The organism is uncultured Streptomyces sp., assembly GCF_947488945.1.
In the GTDB taxonomy this organism is placed as follows: Bacteria; Actinomycetota; Actinomycetes; order Streptomycetales; family Streptomycetaceae; genus Streptomyces.
This window is the reverse complement of sequence record NZ_CANLBS010000015.1, coordinates 52,375-71,387: the sequence shown is the minus strand read 5'-3', so window position 1 is coordinate 71,387 and position 19,013 is coordinate 52,375. Positions and strand designations below refer to the sequence as shown.

General features: G+C 64.6%; 9 protein-coding genes. 1 reads left to right on the top strand and 8 read right to left on the bottom strand.

The features are described 5' to 3' along the window. The first annotated feature begins 17 nt into the window (after positions 1-17). Complete coding sequence (gene dbpB, locus Q0994_RS22550) at positions 18-1,121, top strand: DGQHR domain-containing protein DpdB (RefSeq protein WP_299537809.1); 1,104 nt, start codon at positions 18-20, stop codon at positions 1,119-1,121. A gap of 48 nt (positions 1,122-1,169) precedes the next feature. Here the strand turns inward: dbpB and dpdD are convergent, their stop codons facing one another. From dpdD to dpdE, 8 genes are read right to left on the bottom strand one after another with little or no spacing between them, the layout of a single operon-like run. Next, positions 1,170-3,233, bottom strand: coding sequence for a protein DpdD (gene dpdD / locus Q0994_RS22545; RefSeq protein WP_299537808.1), 2,064 nt, complete (start codon positions 3,231-3,233; stop codon positions 1,170-1,172). Then, a complete protein-coding gene (gene dpdK, locus Q0994_RS22540; protein ID WP_299537807.1) occupies positions 3,230-3,748 on the bottom strand; it encodes a phospholipase D-like domain-containing protein DpdK in 519 nt (172 codons plus the stop codon). Before dpdK ends, dpdD begins: the two co-directional genes overlap by 4 nt. Beyond that, entirely contained in the window at positions 3,745-8,196 is a 4,452-nt protein-coding gene (gene dpdJ, locus Q0994_RS22535; RefSeq protein WP_299537805.1) for a protein DpdJ, read from the bottom strand. Before dpdJ ends, dpdK begins: the two co-directional genes overlap by 4 nt. A gap of 57 nt (positions 8,197-8,253) precedes the next feature. Continuing rightward, positions 8,254-8,934 carry a hypothetical protein gene (locus Q0994_RS22530; protein WP_299537804.1) on the bottom strand — a complete coding sequence of 227 codons (681 nt, stop codon included), beginning with the start codon at positions 8,932-8,934 and terminating at the stop codon, positions 8,254-8,256. Further along, positions 8,931-11,993, bottom strand: coding sequence for a protein DpdH (gene dpdH, locus Q0994_RS22525; RefSeq protein WP_299537803.1), 3,063 nt, complete (start codon positions 11,991-11,993; stop codon positions 8,931-8,933). Before dpdH ends, Q0994_RS22530 begins: the two co-directional genes overlap by 4 nt. After that, complete coding sequence (gene dpdG, locus Q0994_RS22520) at positions 11,986-12,843, bottom strand: protein DpdG (RefSeq protein WP_299537802.1); 858 nt, start codon at positions 12,841-12,843, stop codon at positions 11,986-11,988. Before dpdG ends, dpdH begins: the two co-directional genes overlap by 8 nt. Before the next feature lie 2 nt (positions 12,844-12,845). Further along, on the bottom strand, positions 12,846-15,425 hold the full coding sequence (gene dpdF, locus Q0994_RS22515; RefSeq protein WP_299537801.1) for a protein DpdF: 2,580 nt from the start codon (positions 15,423-15,425) through the stop codon (positions 12,846-12,848). Continuing rightward, positions 15,422-18,739: a protein DpdE gene (gene dpdE / locus Q0994_RS22510; RefSeq protein ID WP_299537800.1), complete on the bottom strand. Its 3,318-nt coding sequence runs from the start codon at positions 18,737-18,739 to the stop codon at positions 15,422-15,424. Before dpdE ends, dpdF begins: the two co-directional genes overlap by 4 nt. Positions 18,740-19,013: the final 274 nt, after the last annotated feature.

Below are 19,013 nucleotides of genomic sequence, written 5' to 3'. Positions count from 1 at the left end.
CCATGTCAGGAGATGCGATGGCCGACCGCTATGAACTCAGGCTCCCTGCACTTGAAGTGCGTCAGGGAGAGCGAAAAATCTACTGCTTCGCTGTCGACGGCAAGAAGATCCACAGCTTCGCCGCCGTCTCCCGCGTCCGGCGGGACGACAGCAGCAGCCTGCAGGGCTATCAGCGGCCCGAAGTCCTCAGCCACGTCCGGGGCATCCGCCGCTACCTCGAGTCCGACAACGCCATGCTCCCCAACGCCCTGGTCCTGGCGTTCGACGAGTCCGTCAGGTTCGAGACCGGAGCACGCCGGGCTGCCGGCGTCGACTACTCCGTCCCGGGAGAATTGGTCATCCCCGTCGACGAATCCCTTCCCGATGAGGAAAAGCCCGCCCTGATCGTGGACGGACAGCAGCGCAGCGCCGCCATCCGCGACGCGGACCTGGCCGAATTCCCCGTAGCTGCCGTCGGCTTCATCGCCGACGATCAACAAGACCAGCGCTCCCAGTTCATCCTGGTCAACTCCACCAAGCCGCTACCCAAGGGCCTCATCCACGAACTGCTGCCCGAAACCAGCGGACACCTCCCTCCCTCTTACGCCCGCAAGCGCCTGCCAGCGCAGTTGATGACCCGCCTCAACACCGACGGCAAGGGCCCCTTCTACGGCCGCGTCGCCAGCCCCACCTCCCCCCACGGCAACATCAAAGACACCAGTCTGCTGCGCATGCTGGAGCACAGCCTCTTCGAAGGGGCCCTCTACCAGTACCGCAACCCCGAAGACGGCTCCGGCGACGTCGAACGTATGCTGCTGCACCTGCGCTCCTTTTGGGCCATCGTGCAGGAAACCTTCAGCGACGCCTGGAAGCTCCCGCCCCGCCAGTCCCGCCTCAGCCACGGAGCAGGCATCCAAGCCATGGGCTTCGTCATGGATAGCCTCACCGACGGCATGGCTGCCGAAGACGTCGACTGCGACCGAGTCCGCAACGCCATCCTGAGCCTGATGCCGGTCACCGCCTGGACCTCCGGCATGTGGCGCTTCCCTGACGGCGAACAGCGCCGCTGGAACGGCCTGCAAAACACCCCCAACGACATCCGCCTGCTCACCGACCTGCTGGTGCGCACCGTGCGGGGCTGACCGGCCGACTGGGTTCACCGTTCCTGGATCGGACACGGTGAATGCCCCTCATCTGCCGCGCTTACGCCCATCCTCGGCGGCTGCCAGTTGGGCAGAGCGATCCTGCAGCGCATCCACGATGGCACGAACCACCGACACCGACCCGGCCCCCCTCGGATACACCACCGCCTGCGCATGCTGGCTGATGAAATTGGTGGCGGCATGGGTGGCGCACTGTGTGATCAGTACGCTGAAGTCCGCATGGCGCGCCACCTCCCGCAGTCGGCTGGAGCCCACCTTGTCCCCGGACAGCGACATCTTTACTTGAGGGTAGTGATCCGCCATCCACTGCTGCACGCGCTCCAGCACGCCTGCATCCATGCCGTACACCAGCACATGAGCCGGCAAGATGGTGACGGCGCTCTCGCTGCTGGACTCCGCCTGCCAGGCGGGCCAGACAAGGCCCAACTCCAACTCGTCGGACAGGGAATGCGCCGAGGCCAGGCACGCTTCGTCGAGTCGCTGGGCGTGCCGATTCAGCGGGGCAAGCAACTCCAGTGCGGCCTGCGCGCGGATTTGCGGATCCGGGGTGGCGAAGGCGGCCAACCGGTCGACGAAGTCCAGTGTCTGGCTGGCGGTCTCCGAGGCAACCCACTCCTGCACCCGCATGGTCAGATACTCAAGGAACTCGTCGTAGTCGTCCGCGGACGGCGACGTACGCAAGAACAATTCCAGCAGCAGATCAAGCACAGCCAAATTCGCTGGATCGCGCCGCTGGCCGATACTGCTGGCGGTGATCTGCGACAGAGTCAACGGTAGGGACGTAGCGCTGCGGGCGACCTCCTGCAAGAACGGGGACAGGGCGCACCGCCACACGTTCTCGTAGCCCGCATCACTCAAACCGGACAGCAGGTCGGCCAAAGTCGCATCCACGCTGGCATCTGTAGCCAAGGGCAACTGGGTGCTGCCGCCGGCCTCCATGTCCCGGCAGACCTGCAGCGCAGCCTTGTCTGCGTCGGCAACAGCTGCGAGCAGTTCTTCCCACGATGCCGGCAGACACGCCGCGCCACCGGCGTGGGGTGCTTCTGCTGTGCGGGCGGAGCGTGCGGCGCTGACATCCGCTGCCGAGTCTGCCTCTTCTGCAGTGGTGCCAGAAGCAGTCGCGCGATAGGAGTCCATGCCGGCTGGCACTGCCGACGACCGCTGCACCGCATCCAAGGCCGAAGTGGCACGGGCCAACTCTGTTACCTGCCCGCGCGCCAGCAAACCGACCAGTAGGGCCGCTGCGGCTGCATCACTGAAGTGCACCGGATTTTCTTCGGCCAGCAACGCTATCGGCACCTGCGGTTGCGCCAGCGCCGCGCAGGCATCCTCCAAAGATCCCTCGGCCAACGCAGGCTCGATGCAGGTGGAATAGATAGCGCTGAGGACCATGTCCTTCACAGCCCGGGGAGGGTCCTGCAAAAGGATCTCTCGCAACCCCGGCAGGTTAAGCAACTCCTGAGCCCGGCCCAGCACCGCCAGCCGCTTGATCTGAAGATGTTTGAGGTTGGCCACAGATAGGCCGCCCTGCCGGCCTATCTGTTCCAAAATCTCCGCGACCACCTGTGGAGCACCGCCCACCAGCGCTGATTCAAAATCCGTCAGCAACCGGCCCAACGGCTTGGGCGCCGACCACGCGCGCTGCGGACTGTGCTCCACCAACGCCAGCATCCGCGTCAGCGCCCCGTGCAACTCCTTGCGCTTGTCGCGCGGAGCCCGCAGCTTGAACGTGCTGGCAAGCCCGTAACGGGCGGCAATAGCCGCCTCGATCACATCAGCGTCATCCAGGTCTACGGGAACGTCATAGCCGACCTTCACAATGGACGGGCCGGCGAAAGCCACCAGAAGATCACGTACCACGGCCGCCTCGTTCGGCCGTCGGGCGATCACGTAATAGGCGGACTCAGTTGTCGCATCCCACAGGCGCGGCAGCACCAGGGGTGCCCGCTGGGCTTGGAGGGCACTGTCCCGGAACACTGCGCACCATTCCGGATGCTTGCCTGCGGCGTTGTGCACCGGATTGAGAAACAGATCGACGAACGCCTTCAGCGTCCCGTCCTGGCCTGTCTGGGTCTCCTCAGCGCTCTTCACGCCCGCTCCCACTCGTGCTGAAACTCGACCAGAGCCTGCGCAGCGGCGCGCTCGTCCACGGCATATGTGATCTGTTCCTTGTTACGGGCCAGGCCGTTGCGAGTGAAGTTCATCGAGCCCTGGAAGATCCATCCCGGACCCACCAAACACTTTTCATGAACGTCGTCGTCTTCGACCACTCGCAGGTCACAGGTCGAGTCTGCACCCGCGTGCAAGCGTTGCACGAAGGCCTCATTGGCCACGGTCGGCCGAGTCACTACACGCACGGTCATTCCGGCCCGTGCCAGCAGCACCAGCAGATCCGACAAACGGCAGCGCTCCGGTGGGTCCTCGCCGAGCACATAGTCGAAGGAGCCATCGGAGTTGTCTACCAACTCCACATCGCTGATCCACGCCGACACCAGCCACAACTCGCCCTGCCCACCGGCCAACTGCGCCAACAGCGCCGTGCGGATCAGCGAGTCCGCGCGCAACGCGCTGCGTGCGTTGGTGCGCAGAGTGCGCGGCGTGATCACTGCTCCGATTCCTTGATGACGCATCGCACTAGCACGTGCTCGGGATCGCGGCTCACTTGAGTTACTTCTCCAAACAGGCTCATCACGTCGCGGTCCACCTTTACGAGCGGCACCTGCAGCATCACCGTACGCAGCGCCTCCGGCCGGTTCAGAGGCAGCACCACATCTACTTCCCTGACCTGGGCCAGCATCTTCTGATACTGCTCAACCCAGTCCTTGGCCGTGCCGTCGATCCGCGGCACATCCTGCGCATGCACCGCCGCAACCAGCAGCCGATCCAGTACGGTCGGCCGCTCACCGTCCCGGTAGGGCTGATACGACTCCAGGTGATGGTTGCGGGCCTGATCACCACGCGGCCACAGCATGCTGAACGCCTGATCCGACGTCAAAGGCCGAGGCAGCGGCAACCCACCGGCCCCAGCCGCATACGCCACCACCCGGGCATCGACCTCGATACCGAGGGCCTCTTCCAGACCATCCCAGGCTTGAATCAGCGCCCATGCGGAGGCATCCGTCATCCGATCCGAGCCTGGACGCAGCAACCGCGTCGCCAACGCCGCCACATCAGCATGCCGAGGCGCGCCATCCAACCCCGACCATGCCGCGCGGACCTGCTCTAGGGCCTTCGTCGCTTTGCCTGCCGACTGCGCAGCCCGCACCTGTCCCATTGCGTGGGCCAACTCCCCGCCCGGCTCCTCATCCATGACATGCCGCAGCAGGTCCGTCAGCCGCCGATCGGTGCACTCATAGGCGTTGGGCCGCAACGCAGACGCAACCAGTGCCCAAAAGCGGGCCGGATCTTCGCCGTAGCGGTAGGCCAGAGCCTCAATGATGCCCAGGCCACCTTCCGACGTCTCACTGATCCAGATCGTGTCGATCTCGTCACTGCCGGTCACCACATCGAGGGTCACGTCACCGTCCTGGGCATCGGGACATATACGCAACACAGCCTCCAGAATGGCCGCGGCCAGCGTGTCACGGTAGGTGCGACGGGCCAGATCGGCGGTGACCGACGCAATCTCCGCAGAAAACAGCAGTGCACCCGCCTCATCCATGGCCTGCGTCACATCTGGCTGCTGGCTGAGCGCTTCCAGATCTGCTGTCACCCTGTCGGCAGCTCCGCCACCCGTTGCTTGTGGACCACCGGCTATCGGGTCTTGCCGGTACAGCATCTGGATGATCTGCTCCACCTGCTCGCGCCACGCCCCACCGGTCAAAGCCGCGTGGATTGCCTCTGGTGTCTCCTTGTGTAGCCCCCGTACAGCGAATGCGGCCAGGTAGACCAGCGCCAGCCAGCCCCGCTGGAACACATTGGCGTGCGCGCTGATACGCGGATCCTCAGCGACGATGCGGGTGAACGCCTTCGTACGCCACTGTCGTGAGTGAAGATGCTCCACGATCCGTGGCGCGGTGACATCCAAAGCCGAAACCCCGACCTGGAGCGCATCGACAATGGAGGCAAACCCCATAGCGGCGGCTTCGCCGTCCAGGGTGTAACGGACCGACACCCGTTCCCGTTTCACCGGCGTGCCACGCGCGACATCGCATTCGGCGCCGTAGGTCATGCGCCGCACTTCGATGGGGTTGCCCGCCGCGTGCGTGGCAAAGCCAACCCGCGCAATGCGGCCTTGCCAGGCCGCCAACTCCGGCACGGCGGCCTCGATGGGGCCGCCCGACCAGTTGCGTACAAACTCGCTCGCCCACACTGGACGCCCTTGGGAATGGCTGGCCACATCTTCATCAGGTGCGGCAAGGATCAATGTTTGGGGACGCGTGACTAGCAGCGTCCCCACATCTCCGCGGCCGCTGTTCCACCGGCCTTGCGGAAATCCCAGCTTGACGATCTTCTTCAAATCGATGGTGACGTCACTCGTGCCAACTGGGACCGGCAGCCAGGTGCGGTGACGGTCGCTTTGGTAGCCGTAGCGGCGGCTGACCCGGCCGGGGACTGCTTCCGCCAGCGCCCGCCCCACCGGCAACCGTTCCTCGCCGTCAGCGTGGAACGGAAGTTCGAGCTCCACCTCGGGCAGATTCAACGGATCGAACAGCGAGCGGGTGATGAACTCCGGCAAGAATGCGGACGAAGCTGCTCCGGCATCGTTGTGCACAGCATTGTCGCCCACCTGAAGGCGCCGCAGGATGGTCGGCGCGACCGCGAGCATCAGCGACCGCGGCTGTTCCCACAGCAGCGCCAGCACACCGTCGTCATCCAGTGCAAAAGACCGCTGCAGGTGCACGGTCAGATCGGCTAGCAACCGATCGTCGCCGTCCAGCAAAGCAGCAAGATCAACCCGCATCTGGTGCCGTGCCCGCGAATACTTCTCACCTGGCGTCGGAGTAGCCATCCCGGTCAGAAGATGGCGCGCGTCCGCCTCGATCCTGCGCTGACGCAACCGGATGCCCAGCCAGTCCACCAGTGCTTGGGCGCCCTGAATTTTGACGATGTGGCGGTTACCCAACGGCAGAGACCGCGCGGCAACCTCGGGGGAGAACAGCGCGTCGTAGCCCTGGTAGGCCAACCGGTCCCGCCCGAAGTCGGTCAGCGTCACCACCGTCAACGGCCGCGTGCCACGCTCACGCCCGGCACGCCCACGTCGTTGAAGGAAGGAGGCAGCGTCATGGGGGGCCTTGTGCTGCAGTACCAATCCGACGCGGGGATCGTTGAAGCCCACCTCGAGTGACGCCGTCGCCACGACCAGATGGGCCTCTGCATCCACACCGGCATCCTGCGATGAGGTCCGCCCGATCGTTAGCGGCCTCTGAGTCAGGTCTTGGCTGAGGTGGTGCCCGATCCGTTCGGGAAGGTTCCACGACTGGCCCAACGCATACCGGATATCTTGTGCGGGCAGGTCCGGACTGCGTAGCGCCGCCAACACCGGCTTGAGGGGCTTGCGCTGCGCTTGCCGACCTCTCTGGCCGCCTTCGGCATCCCGCAAGTCGTCGTACAACCGATTGGTGACGTCCAGGTCATCGGTGAACAGAAAGCCCCGGCTGCCGTGAAGGGACTGCTGCAAAGGGGTGTTGTGGTCAAGGAGTCGACCCTGCAGCATGGCGGTCTGGATCGCCACCGACAGCAAACTCACGCCCGAGACGGGATCGCCCCGCAGCGCCAGCGCGTACTCGCGTCCCTCGCTCTCCATATCGGCCGGATGCGGCTGGATCAAGGTGACCTTCTCCGGCGCCAGACCGGTCAGTTGGGCCATGAACTGATCGGCATGGCGCAGCGTGGCACTCAGCCCCACAAACGTCACCGGGGTGCGCCGGGCATAGCGCCATCGCCGCAACAACAAGGCGGTCTGCGCGCCGGTCGAGCCGGAGTGCGTGTGTACCTCGTCCAGCAGCACCACCCGCGGCCCCGCCCCCGGCACCCAGCCCAGTACCCGCCCCAGCGCCGACCCCGAACTAGCCCGGTTGAGCATCTCGGTGGTGGTGAAGAGCAACTTGGGAGCGTCCTGGCGCAGCGACTGCCGCGTCAGTGCCACCATCCCCGCCGGCAACTGGCGGCGACACTTCGCGCACTGCAGCACTTCCCGCTGCTGCTCGATGTCGCGACGCGACCACACCAACTGGCCGCCATCACACGAGGGGCACCCCAGGTAGGGGCAGACGAAACCATTCCCCAACACCGGCCAGGCTGCACCCCCGCGTTTGGCGTCAGGCTGAGTAAGATTTGCTGCCTCCCACGGGGTCTTGGCATACAGCACGCCGATTCGCGGCGCGCTCAAGCCCTGCTGCATCAGCCGAAGATTTCCTGCCACTGCGTCTTGCAACTGGTCCCGCAGCAACTCCACCCGCGGATACAACGCCAGGGTATGCACCGCGTTGCGGCGCTGATCGTGCGCCAGGGCCGCAAAGTCGGGCAGATAAAACGCCAGCGTTTTGCCACTGCCGGTGCCGGCGCTGACCACGATGCCGCGTGAGTCGGCCGCTTGCAGGCCCTGCAGCACCGCTTTGGTGGCGTCGACTTGAAACCGGGACAGGGAGTAGTTGCCGATCTGGCTGCGCGCCACCTCAGCGTGCAGGTTCGTCCACCCGGTCACCTGGGCCATCTCGGCTATCGCGTCGGCGGCGTGTATGTTCCGCTTCGGATAACGGCGTTCGGCTACGTGCAGGCGGTAGTCCGCCACCAAACGCCGGCCCTGCTCCCACCACCGCTCCGGGAGTTGCGACGACCCGGGCCGAAAACCCCGCGGGGCAAAAGACTGGCGCAAGGTCGCGGTCAGCCGCACACCCTCTGCCAGACGTGTGCGGTAGCGTTCGGGACCGTTGGGCAAACGGAATAGCAGATGCCGCTGCACCAGGCTTTCCAGCAGTCCCTCGCCCCCCATATGAGCAGCCTCGGGGTCCTGTTCAGCCAGCCTCCACAGCGCGCGCACCACCTCATCGTGCGTCAAGGCTCCCTCCGTCACCCCCCAGGACAGCAACGGCAACTCAAGATCTTCAAGCACCGTGAGTGCACGTCCAAGCAGAGCGCGACTGGGAACCGTTTGCGAAGCCACCGACCGTCAATCCGCCTTCCGAGTGACAGAGATCCAAGCATCCTGATCGTATTCACGCAGCAACGCAATGTCACCCGTACTCAGGTCGCGTAGCGTCAGCCCACCTGCATCGATCCGCTCAATCAACTGGGCGAGTTTCGCCGGCACATCGCTGGGCGCGTGCTCCAAAAGACGCGCCAAATCCGCGTAAGCGGTACAAAAGGCGCGGATCACAGTGCCGTCGACGGTCTTGCGCTCGGCATGCCGGCGCATGTCCTGTAGCAATGTCTCCGCCTCACGGCGTTCCGCCGGAGCCAGGGCCGCGAAACGCACCGATGACACCTCGCTCACACGTGCCCGCGCCCATACCACCCAGGCCTCCCAAATCGCGGAAGCGAACTCCTTGGCGCAGGCCTCGAGCGCTTTTTGGGCTTCCGTGAACACCCGGTCGGCCGGAAGGCCACCACGAGATTTGTTCTCAAAACGCTCATACGCGCTAACCAGGGACGCCAGGTTTACCGACTGCCCCGTGCGCTCCTTGAGGAGCGCAGCAACCTCCATCTGCCCGGTGGCCTTCTCCAGTGCGCTGCGTACCTCTTCGATGCGCCGCACCACGCGCTCCTGCTGGGCGGCGTCCTTCTGCGCTTCGGCAATGTGCCGCGCCTGATTTTGAAGAGCGCGCGCCTTGTCCAGAACCGATGTGCTCATGCCTCGCCCTCCGAAGCCATCTGGGCGTCCTGAGCGATTTGCTGCCAGGCGTCCATCAACCCTCCCATTTGCTGACTGGCGGTGCTAGCGGCTGTCTGCCCGCGCGCTTTGGCCGCCTGCAACGCATCACTAAGGAACGCATCCGCCTGCTGAAGCAGTTGATGCATGTCTGCCAGGTGGGGATCCCTGATCGGGACGACGCCTTGCAGCGCGGCGGTTATCGTGGCAGGCACCTCAAGGTCGAGGGTGAGCTTGGCCAGGTCCCGTTCCAGGGCCGTCAAACTGGCCCAATCAGCGTCCTCGATCGTCTTAGACAGTTGGCGAATTGCTGGAACCTGGTTGCCGCCTTCCAGGCCCAACTCTGCTGCCACTCGCAGCGAGGCATCCAGTTGGCTCAGCAGGTCAGTCGAGCGCTCTCCCCGCGGGAACCACTGTCGTACTTCCTGCAAGAGAGAAACCAACTGAGCATGCTGAGCGGGCACCAGTACGCGCCACCCTGTCAGCGGCTGCGCAGCCTCCTGCGCCCACCTGGGCAACTCGAGTTCATCCAACACCCATTGCTCGGCGGCACGCCGCAGCAGGGGCCGTGCCCGGGCCGCGTCGATGACCTGCACTGCGCCCGTTCCCTGCCCCACACCGAGCGCTCCGCGCAACCTGTCCACCAGAGTGCCTCGCTTGCCCAGATGACTAGCCAGACTCGTCTGCCACAGCGGTGTACGGGACGAAGCATCGGATCGCGACCAAGATTGGCCGGGATGGAAGGCGGCGGCATACAACTGCGCCAGAGGCGCGCCAGGATGGGCGTGGCCGGCGAGCGCGGCGCCCATCAGCGACACACGTAGACCCGCTACCAGGTCATCATCGCCGACCTGGGACTGCTCAGTGACGCGTTCACGCAAGACGCGGGCGTAGCGGTCAGCCATGCTCGACAGGCGCACTACGTCCTGAGGCCGCACCCCAACTGCGGACTCAGCACTCAGGGAGATCAGGCTTTTGAAGAATTCTGCATTGGTGGGGGTGCGCTTGAAGATGACCGGCGAGTCACCTCGGGACAGCGCTTCAGCCGCGGCTTGCTCGATGGAGACGGTGTTCGCCTTGTTGGTCCAGCCTGCCTTTTCAGCATCATTCACGCCAAGCGGCTTCACCGGCGGGTGCAGCCAATCCTGACGGTAGAAAGCAGCTCGCGAGATCATCGAACGCACGGCGGAGGCTTCCGTCGTCGGCAGGCCGGCATCACCGGTGCTCCAACTCTCCACCAGTTCCAGACGCTTTTGCAGGCCCCGTGGCAGAAGCGAGTCACCGTCGACTGGCGGGTCGACCCCAGGACGCTTCACGGACGTCGATCGAGATGCCGGCGCGAGTGGCTTCGCGCGACTGGAGTCGACGGGAAGGTCAGGCAGAGAGAAGGCGGTAGCGACACCCGAGTCGAGATTGGCGAGTTCGGTGGGGCTGTCGGCCCAAAACTCCAGAAGTTTCTCACGGCGTGCGCCATCAACCTGGTCGAGATCCTCGATCTGTTCCCGCACTCGGCTGGCCAATGGAAGGTCGTTGGCGTCGCGGTTGCTCTTGAAGCGACTGCGGAACTGTTCGTCGGGGAACGAGCCCGCTTGGATGCTGTCGTAACCTTCGGTCAGGACAGGAATCAGGGCCCGACTGAGAACCCTCCGCGGCACAAAGGCGAGCGGCTGCCCGGTCGGAGCGATTGCGTGAACGGTCCGCCGCAGGGCAGAAGGGTTGAACGGATATAGCCCGTAACCTTCGGTTGACTTGCCGAACGCGTCATGACACGCCGTCTGGACTGGGCAGCTTGCGCACCGGTTGGGTACCGACTCCCCGGCATGCGCCTCCAACTCCTTGCGCCCCACCCGAGCTGCGTTGAGGTAGCGGCCGGCGAAGGAAGCGATTGCTTCCTCGCTGTCGTGCTCGTTCAGGACGAGGTCCAGGTTATAGACGTGGCCGCCTGTGGATGCCTCTATGCGGGTGCCGGCTGTCTCCGGTAGATCGTGGAAGTAACCGCTGGTGATGGCCATGAGTGTGCGCATCGGGGCGAGCACGGTGCGGCCCTCGCGCTGCGACGTCTCGGTGATCGCATCCAGCAGATCGCCCTGGACCCCCTGAATCAAAGCAAAGTCCTCGACCAGCAGGACGATCTCCTTGCCCTGCTGTGCGTAAATTTCACGTACCTTCTTCATCGCATCCAGGACGCGACCGCCGCCGAGGGAAGAAGTGGCCTGGACCGACTTCTCCCAATATTCGTTGAGCAGGTCCACGGCCGCGTCGCGCATCTCGGGCTTCGACAGCAGCAGTCTGAGCATGACCCTGGTGGGTGCGGCAACCCCGTCCATGGACGAGGCGACGCTGAGTGGCAGGTCGTCAACGCTGAAGTGAGGAGGGCGCTCAGCATCCGAACCGCGGTCGCTGAGCATGTGCTCGGCGAAGCGTGGAACGAACTTCCCTTTCTCCAACATCTGCTCCTGGAGGACCGGGTCCTGCAGGACCAGCGCCAGGCCCTTCGGGCCGGCCAGTTGCCGCTGCCGGCCCCGCAGCCCGGCAGAAGTGGTCCCCGCAAGTGCGAGCATCAACTCATTGATGAGTCGCAGAGTCAACGCGGGTGCATCCATGCTGCTGGTGGAGCTGCGTACATCCGCGCGGATCTTCGAGATCTCCTCGTCTTCGACACCCTCCAGCAGTGACTCGATCACGTGCCGCAGGCTGGTCTTGGACTTCTCGAGGTAGATCACCTTGCGTTTGCTCGACGCCGGGAGGTTCTCTCGCACCCAGCGGACCAGATGTGACTTTCCGGACCCGGACTCGCCGACGATGGGTAGGAGCACGGTCCCCGTTGCCGTCTTACGTCCCAGGAAATCCTTCAGGACATCCTTCTCGCTGACCATCTGGCCGGTGTTGTTGAACGTCCTTCCGCTGATCTCGGCGCGTTGGATCTGGAGGGGAGTATGGGTCGCCAAGAACACGGCGGAGGAGGCCACCACTGCCTCGGTCTGGATCGTCGAGACGACCCGTTCGATGTCCCAGCAGACGTAGTCGCGCAGCTTAGGCATCGTCGCCCTCCAGCAGGGTGATGGATGAACAAATGCGGACAGAAGTCCGTTCCGGGTCGTGGAGGTTGATGACCACGGACGCGTCCGAGTCCTGGCCCAAGAGCAGCCAACCTTCGTGTTCGCCGCGCGCCAGGGCAAAGGAAAGGGCGGCACCTGCGACCTTCGGAGCATCAAGTGCATAACCCAGTGACGTAGCCAGTGCACCCCCTGGCAGCACTGGCAGTTGGCTGCGCAGCAACTGCAAGGCGCTCATGGAATCGGAGGGGCGGCCAAGTTCCAGTCCATCGCTAAGCACCTGACGCACGGCACGCGTGCAATCCGGCACATGCCGGCTGGCCGTGTGAGATGCAGGCGCAAGCAGGCCCAGTGCGGTGCCCCAAGCGGCCAAGGAGGGCCACCGAGTGTCGTTCGCCAGCACCAGTTGACCATCGGGTGCTGAGCGGTTGTACAACTGATCGATTGACGCCCAGTTGAAAGACTCTGTAAACGGATCTCTCGTCAAGATCCAGACAAGGGCGCGGCGGATGTCATCGGGCGGATCCGGCACTTCCCCCTTAACGCCCAAAACAGCCGTGCGTGCCACCCTTTGGAACCGCGCATAGTCATCCACTTCCATGGCTTCCAGCCCACCGGCGAGCGACCAGTCGTCATCTTCGGACCGGACCGCCAGGCCCAGATCTTTGAGCGTGCTCAAGGAGTGATGCACGGGGCCGGTGTTTTTTGCTTCTGCTTCCCCGGGCTCCAGGTACATGGTGATCGTCTTTTTGGGCGTGGGTTTTCCCTCTGCCGCCATGAAACGCACCAAGGCCCAAACGATTCCCGGGGGGGTGGGGACGTTCAGCAACTGCATAGTCAGAGACCTTTTCTCGCATGCGGAAGGGGAAGCGTGGCCGCATGGGTGTCGAGGAGGAGGCGGCCGAGTCTGTCAGGATCTTCCGCCTTCTCCGGATGCAGCAGATACACAGGTTCGTCGTCCGACATGCGCGACCATACGTCGGCATCCACGACGGATGCGTCTTCCTTCTCCACCCACACCATCAGTCCATGAACCTCGTGGACAAGACTGTCGTCGTAGTCGAATACCACAGCAGTCGAGCCGGCCTCTTCCTGAATCTGGAACGCCTGGGTGGCGTCCAGACCAGGGCCGCCGAAATAGGACACCCCGGCCCGTGCCAGGCGTATCAATAGGGGCATCAACTCCGTGCGGCGTTCTTCGCTGCTGCGCCAGTACAGGCACAGACTGGGGCTGTGGGGGTGAAAAGGGGTGAGCGGCGCGGTGTCGCGTGGCCATTCGGCAATGTCCGGGTCCGGGGACAAAGGAGTGCGATACAGCGTTCCGGGGCCGGCGGGCGGCAGGCCGTGCCGACGGCAGGCAGGACATCCGCGGCATGCCGGCATCGTGTAGTAACCGTTGACGGTGTAGTACGGCGCCAGGTCATCGGCCAGGCAACGCTCACGCAGTAGCAGTTGCTCCATCCGCATCAGGGCACGGTCCTGGGCCGCCTTGATGTCTACGCGCACACGGTCGATGGCGGCAGCGAAGTACTCGGGATTATTTGTCTGTCCGTCCCTGAGGTCGACATCGACCAGGTCGGGAGCCTGCTCGTAGAACGACGTCAGCCGTTGCTCCCATGCACGGTCGTCCTCGCCGTGTGCGCGTTGTGGGGCCTGGGGCGGGGAGATCTCGATCAGCCCGGCACGAACCATGAAGTTGAGGATCTGTTCGTTCCAGCTGCGATGGCGCTTGTATCCCTCGGCAAGGCGTGCCGGCCGGTCCGTCAGGTTCAGCCGATACAAGGTGCCCTCTGTGGGAGGGCGCTTCAGGAACATGCCTTCATACCAGCGCTCCCAGGCGGTGGGGGCGGAGATGAGCTTTTGGCGGTTGAGGCTGTGCGCGATCTGGCGGTCTGAGGGGCATGTGGCGAGATAGGCCAAAGAGGGGCTGCCGTCACGGCCGCCGCGCCCGACTTCTTGGTAGTAGCGATCCACCGTTTCCGGCAGGCACGTGTGGATTACCGTGCGCACATCACCCAGATCGACTCCGAGTCCGAAGGCGGAGGTACCCACGATGACGTCGAACCGTGTCGAGACCGGCGTGTCATCGTGGCGTCCCGCCCACCCGGACAAAGCAGCCCGCCGCTCGTCTTCGGTCGAAGCACCATGCACCGTGGCCACCCGGTGCAACCCGGCGTCGCGTAGTCGCTGCAGCCACAGTTTGGCGTCGTCGCGCCGCGCCACATACAGCGCCATGGGTTTGGGTAGGCGGGTGACAGCCTCCAGCACGGCCTCAGTGCGCTCCTCCTCGGAGGGGAACGAATCCAAGAAGTAGGCCGGCTCCTGTCGCAATTCCGAGGCCCACACCATTTTTGCCCGCCGAGGGCGGGCGAAGAGGTTCTCCAGGGTTCGCACCTGCTGCTGCGTGAGGGTGGCGCTCATGGCAACGGTGCGCGGCGCCCGCCCCGGCAGTGCCGCCGTCATCCAGGAGCGGCGCTGCGCGGCCAGGGATTGGAACGCTGTGCGGAAGTCGTTGCCCCACTGCTCGACCAGATGGGCCTCGTCCAAAACGAGGTAGTTGAGATGGCCTGCTTTGGCGGCCTCCAGCAAGGCTGCCTGCAGCCCCATGGTCACGGCCTCGGGGGAGGCCACCACGAGGGGTTGGCGTCCGGAGACGATGCTGTCGCGCATTTCTTGCTTGGCGGCAGCATCGAGCGAGCCGACATAGGCATACCGGCGCTGGGCAGCCCGGGGATCGTTGCGGCCCAGCAGGCTACGGATTCTGCGTTCCATGTCGATGGCCAGCACCACCGTGGGGACCACAAGCACCGACACGCCGCCATGGGCGCCGGCCAGCATGCACGCTGCCAGAGCCACCGGTGTCTTGCCGTGCCCGGTGGGCAGGCACACGATCGCGGTTTCCCCCGGTGGCATCATGGCGAGTGAACGAGCAGCCTGCTGCTGGCCCCGTGACAAATAATGGTGGTAGTCCCACACGTGGGTCCAGAAGGGGTCGGCCGGCGTGTGGTCCAACGCGCGCCGCATCGGGGAGTCGGTTCCCAAGACGGCATGCCGGACCTGGTCAAGCCCTGCTTCCTGTGCCGTGGCGGATTCTTCGGCCGGTGCCCACGTCACGCCCCGCAGCAAGACTCTTTCGTCGTCGAAGAGCGCATCACAGCCGCCCTCCCGCCACTGCTCGAGCGTCGGCAACCCGGCCCGCAGCGGGACTGGCAATCGGTCGGTGTTGCCCAGTGCTTGTGCCCGCAACAGAATCTGATGCGTCAGTGTGATGACGTCGCGCCATCCGCTGTCGCCGCTGTGCAGGCCGGCCAGCGCGTCGCCCAACCGGCGCACTGTCCCTTCCTGCGTAAGACCCAAGGTGATGGTCGGCCACGCGGCAAACAGGTACCGGGCCTGCCCCCATTCGTCTTTGCTCATTTCTGTACATACTCCAAACCACGCCGCACGACACACGCCGCAGCGACGATGCGGATCACAGGACGGGACAAACCAGTGGCCAAGGTCTGCAAAATGGCCGCATCGGTCACCAGACCTTCGGTGTCTCCCACCAGGTGTCCGGCGGCGCGCCGCGCCCCGCACTGAGCATTGAGGACCGCTGCTACCTCCAGGGCCTGCTGTTGGGCTTCTTCGCAGGTGGCCGCCAGATCTGTGTGCTGGCGCAGGAACGCCAGCGCAGTCTCGGCAGCCTCGCGGGCCATGGAGGCGGCAGCCTCCTGGCCGCCAAACAGAGCGAAGTACTCATCGGCGCGTGTGCTGTTGTAGTTGCGGTCGCCCTTGTTCTTGTCGTAGGGCCGATCCAGCCAGTCGCGCTGCGCTGGATGGGTTACCGCCCGGTTGGTTCCCCCTTCCACCCATACCCGACGCACGAAGGGAGCTAGGATGCGGTCCGCCTGCCGGTGCAGGGCACGCGCGGCATCCGGGCTGTCTTCCACACACGATAGGGCGCCCGTGACATCGGCTTCAACGAGAAAGTCGAAGCCGTAGTACGGCTGGGGCTCCTCACCACAAGGCATCGCTCGGTCGATCCGGCGAAAGACGGCGCTTTGGCCCAGGTCGTCGTTGAGGACCGCTTCACTGAGCAGGTCTACCAGCGGGTTGCCCAGCCGGAACAGCCGTGTGCCAGGAAGCCGCAGTGCCGGTGAACGGTTGAACAAGCCGAGTGCCAACGCGTCATCACTGATCCGCTGCTGTACCTGCTGCCAGTGCCGAGGCGCCAGCATGGGGTGCGCCGTCCGCACGCTGAACTGCACCGCCGCTGCGCCGTCCACCGAGCGCGTCACGTGCGGCAGCTTGATCCCTCCGCCGTCCGCAGCGGTGTAGCCCAACAGCGCCGACTGGATCTGACCCCAGTCCGTTTCCGCTTCGATCAAGGATGCCGGCACGCTGCGCAGCCCCTGGCTCGCTGCATAGATGGACTCCAGAAGGTCCATCTTGGCGATCTCTTGCTGCTCCTCACGTAGTCGTCCCCGCACCCTTTCCCGCTGCGCCAGCAGCCCTTCCGGGCCGGAGACAAAGGCATGCGCCCACACCCTTTCAAGGGACTGGGCAATGGCATCCTGCAAAGTCGAGGTGGAGACATCAAAGATCTGGTAGCCCTCGGTCAACAACGTCGCCCACGCCTCGGTGAAAGAGCCGTCGCTGCCGCTCTCGTCTGCCAGACGGAACTGCGCGGCGGGCACGTCCGCTCCTGCCCCTTGTGCACCGGGGTAGCGGTCGACCCGTCCCATTCGCTGTTCCAGCTGGTTGGCGGACCAAGGCAGCCGCAGATGGAAGACGCCATCGGCTACCTGCAGGTTCAGACCGTCCTCGGCGGAGTCGTCTGCAAGGAGCAGTGCCTGTCCCGTGGCTTTCGACCACGCGGTAAGCGCATCCGCGGAAGGTCCTGGCCCTTGGCGGTGCGTGTGTTCGGCCACCGTCAGACGGTGAAAGGAGTTGCGTAGATGTTCGGCCAGGTGACCGGCCAACGACCCCGGTCCGCAGAAGATGACCGACCTTTTCAGCCGACGCAGGTGCGGCAGCAGGGCATCGACGATCGCCTGTAGGTCCTGTTGGGCAGGGGAGTGGCCTTGTTCTTCCACGCTGCTCAGCAGGCTGCGCTCCTCAGCCAGCACCGGGACCACGGCCAGCAGAGCCACTTCCCGCGTACTCAAGCCGGCTCGCTGCGCAGCGGCCTGATCGGTGTGCACGCGCCACCGTAGTACGTCTACGACGTCCCCCGGCCACACCGTCGCCCGTGCCGCAAGGACCGCCAGGACCATGCCATATGCAGCGCTGTGGTGGTCGGTGGATTCCTCGTTGTCCAGATGGTCGCGCACCTGACTCCACCAGCGCAGGACCAACTCTTCCCCTGCTTCGCCGGTGCCTGGGGGAGCGTGGATGAGCGTGGGCGGCTTCCGGCCTCGCACCGCATACGCCAATCCCACTGCGTCCGGGTCGGTGCTCTCCCGCAGTACCGCCTCGCGGCGATGCCGGATCACCCGCCGGTGAATGCGGTATGTCTCGCTGAGATGCGCGCGCACCTGCGCGACCCGGTAGCTGAACTCGCCCCGCAGCGCGTCATCAACCAACTCGTCTTCGCCGTCCAGCAACGCCAGGACATCCTGCGCAAGTTGGTGAAAACGAGTGTCGCTGTCTGGGAGCAGCTTGGCGATGTCCTCGAGGCTGTCGCGGATCACGTAGTTCAATTCCGGATCGAGCGACTGGACACTGTCAGCTAGGGCCGAGCGCATCACATAACGCTGCTCGAACTCTTTCTGCCGATCCCACCGGTACAGTTCGGGATCCAGCAAGTGCAGCAGGCCCAGGTTGGTCAGGTAGTGCGAGGTGACGGGCGTCGCAGACAGCAGCAGCAACCGCTCCGCGGAGTGCGCAAGGGCACAAAGTTCCCGATACGGCGACTGTTGCGGGCCCGACTGCACCAGAGCGTGCGCCTCATCCACGACAACGAGCGCAAATCCCTCGTAAGCTTGCCATTTATACGGTGTCTCATGCGAGGTGACGACCAGTCGCTCCAGCGAGAAGTCCCCGATGTGGAACTTCTCCTGAAGTTCCCGCAGCCACTGCCGGCGCAGCGCCGCGGGAGAAACGATCAACACCCGCGCAGCCGGATCATCCAACAGGATCTGCCGGATCACGTATCCCGCCTCGATCGTCTTGCCCAGGCCTACCTCGTCGGCCAGCAGATAACGCTGTACGGGGTCAGACAACACCGTCAAAGCGGTCTCGACCTGATGCGGATAAATCTCCACCGAAGAGGACAAAAAAGCGCCCATACCCGCGCACGCGCCACGCTGCTGCACCAGGCTGCGCAACATCGGCAGTCGGCCCTCCCGGAAGGGGGCTGTACTGCCTCCGCGCACTGCAAGATTGGCCACGGGGTCCTGCACCGGACGATCCCAGCGGACATAAAGATCGCCCACGGTAACCGGGAGATCGTAGTCCGCGTTAGGAAACCGCACGATGTACTCACGCTCGCTGGCGTGAACTATCCGTCCCGCGTTCCACGACCCGTTCGGGCTCCTCCACCAGATGCGCTCCTCGCGCTCCAGGAGCACCCGATGGATCAGTTGATTCGCAACCCACTGCGACTGTGCGATGACCGTAACCGGCGACTCGAAGTAGTCGACGCGGACGCGTTCCCCGTCTACCTCCCCAATCTTGCCGATCCCTGGACCGCCCGGTACCCGAACAAAAGCACCGCGCGTGATGTCGCTCGCGTGACCGTACTTCATGATCTTGCCCCCACCTGCTGTGCGGCCTGCCCCTCCCCAAGGCGCCATGGCCACATATCCTTCACTATTTGACCACATGATCTACGGGTTGTTGAACCCTTGAGGGTGCATCTACTTCGGCGTGGAGACGCGATTGCATCCTTAAAGGTGTAGCGCGCAACGGACGATAGAGGGCGGAGGTCTCCCCTCGTCGCTGTTCCTGCAGGTTGGACGCCACAAGGGGCGACACTCCATGCATTCGGTCGGACGGGAAGGCTCGGGCGTAGCCAACGTC

What these genes read in the sequence shown, in the direction of transcription:
- dpdH (WP_299537803.1), bottom strand. Translation starts at nt 11,993, where the DNA reads ATGCCTAAGCTGCGCGACTACGTCTGCTGGGACATCGAACGGGTCGTC.
- dbpB (WP_299537809.1), top strand. Translation starts at nt 18, where the DNA reads ATGGCCGACCGCTATGAACTCAGGCTCCCTGCACTTGAAGTGCGTCAG.
- Q0994_RS22530 (WP_299537804.1), bottom strand. Translation starts at nt 8,934, where the DNA reads ATGAGCACATCGGTTCTGGACAAGGCGCGCGCTCTTCAAAATCAGGCG.
- dpdE (WP_299537800.1), bottom strand. Translation starts at nt 18,739, where the DNA reads ATGAAGTACGGTCACGCGAGCGACATCACGCGCGGTGCTTTTGTTCGG.
- dpdG (WP_299537802.1), bottom strand. Translation starts at nt 12,843, where the DNA reads ATGCAGTTGCTGAACGTCCCCACCCCCCCGGGAATCGTTTGGGCCTTG.
- dpdF (WP_299537801.1), bottom strand. Translation starts at nt 15,425, where the DNA reads ATGAGCAAAGACGAATGGGGGCAGGCCCGGTACCTGTTTGCCGCGTGG.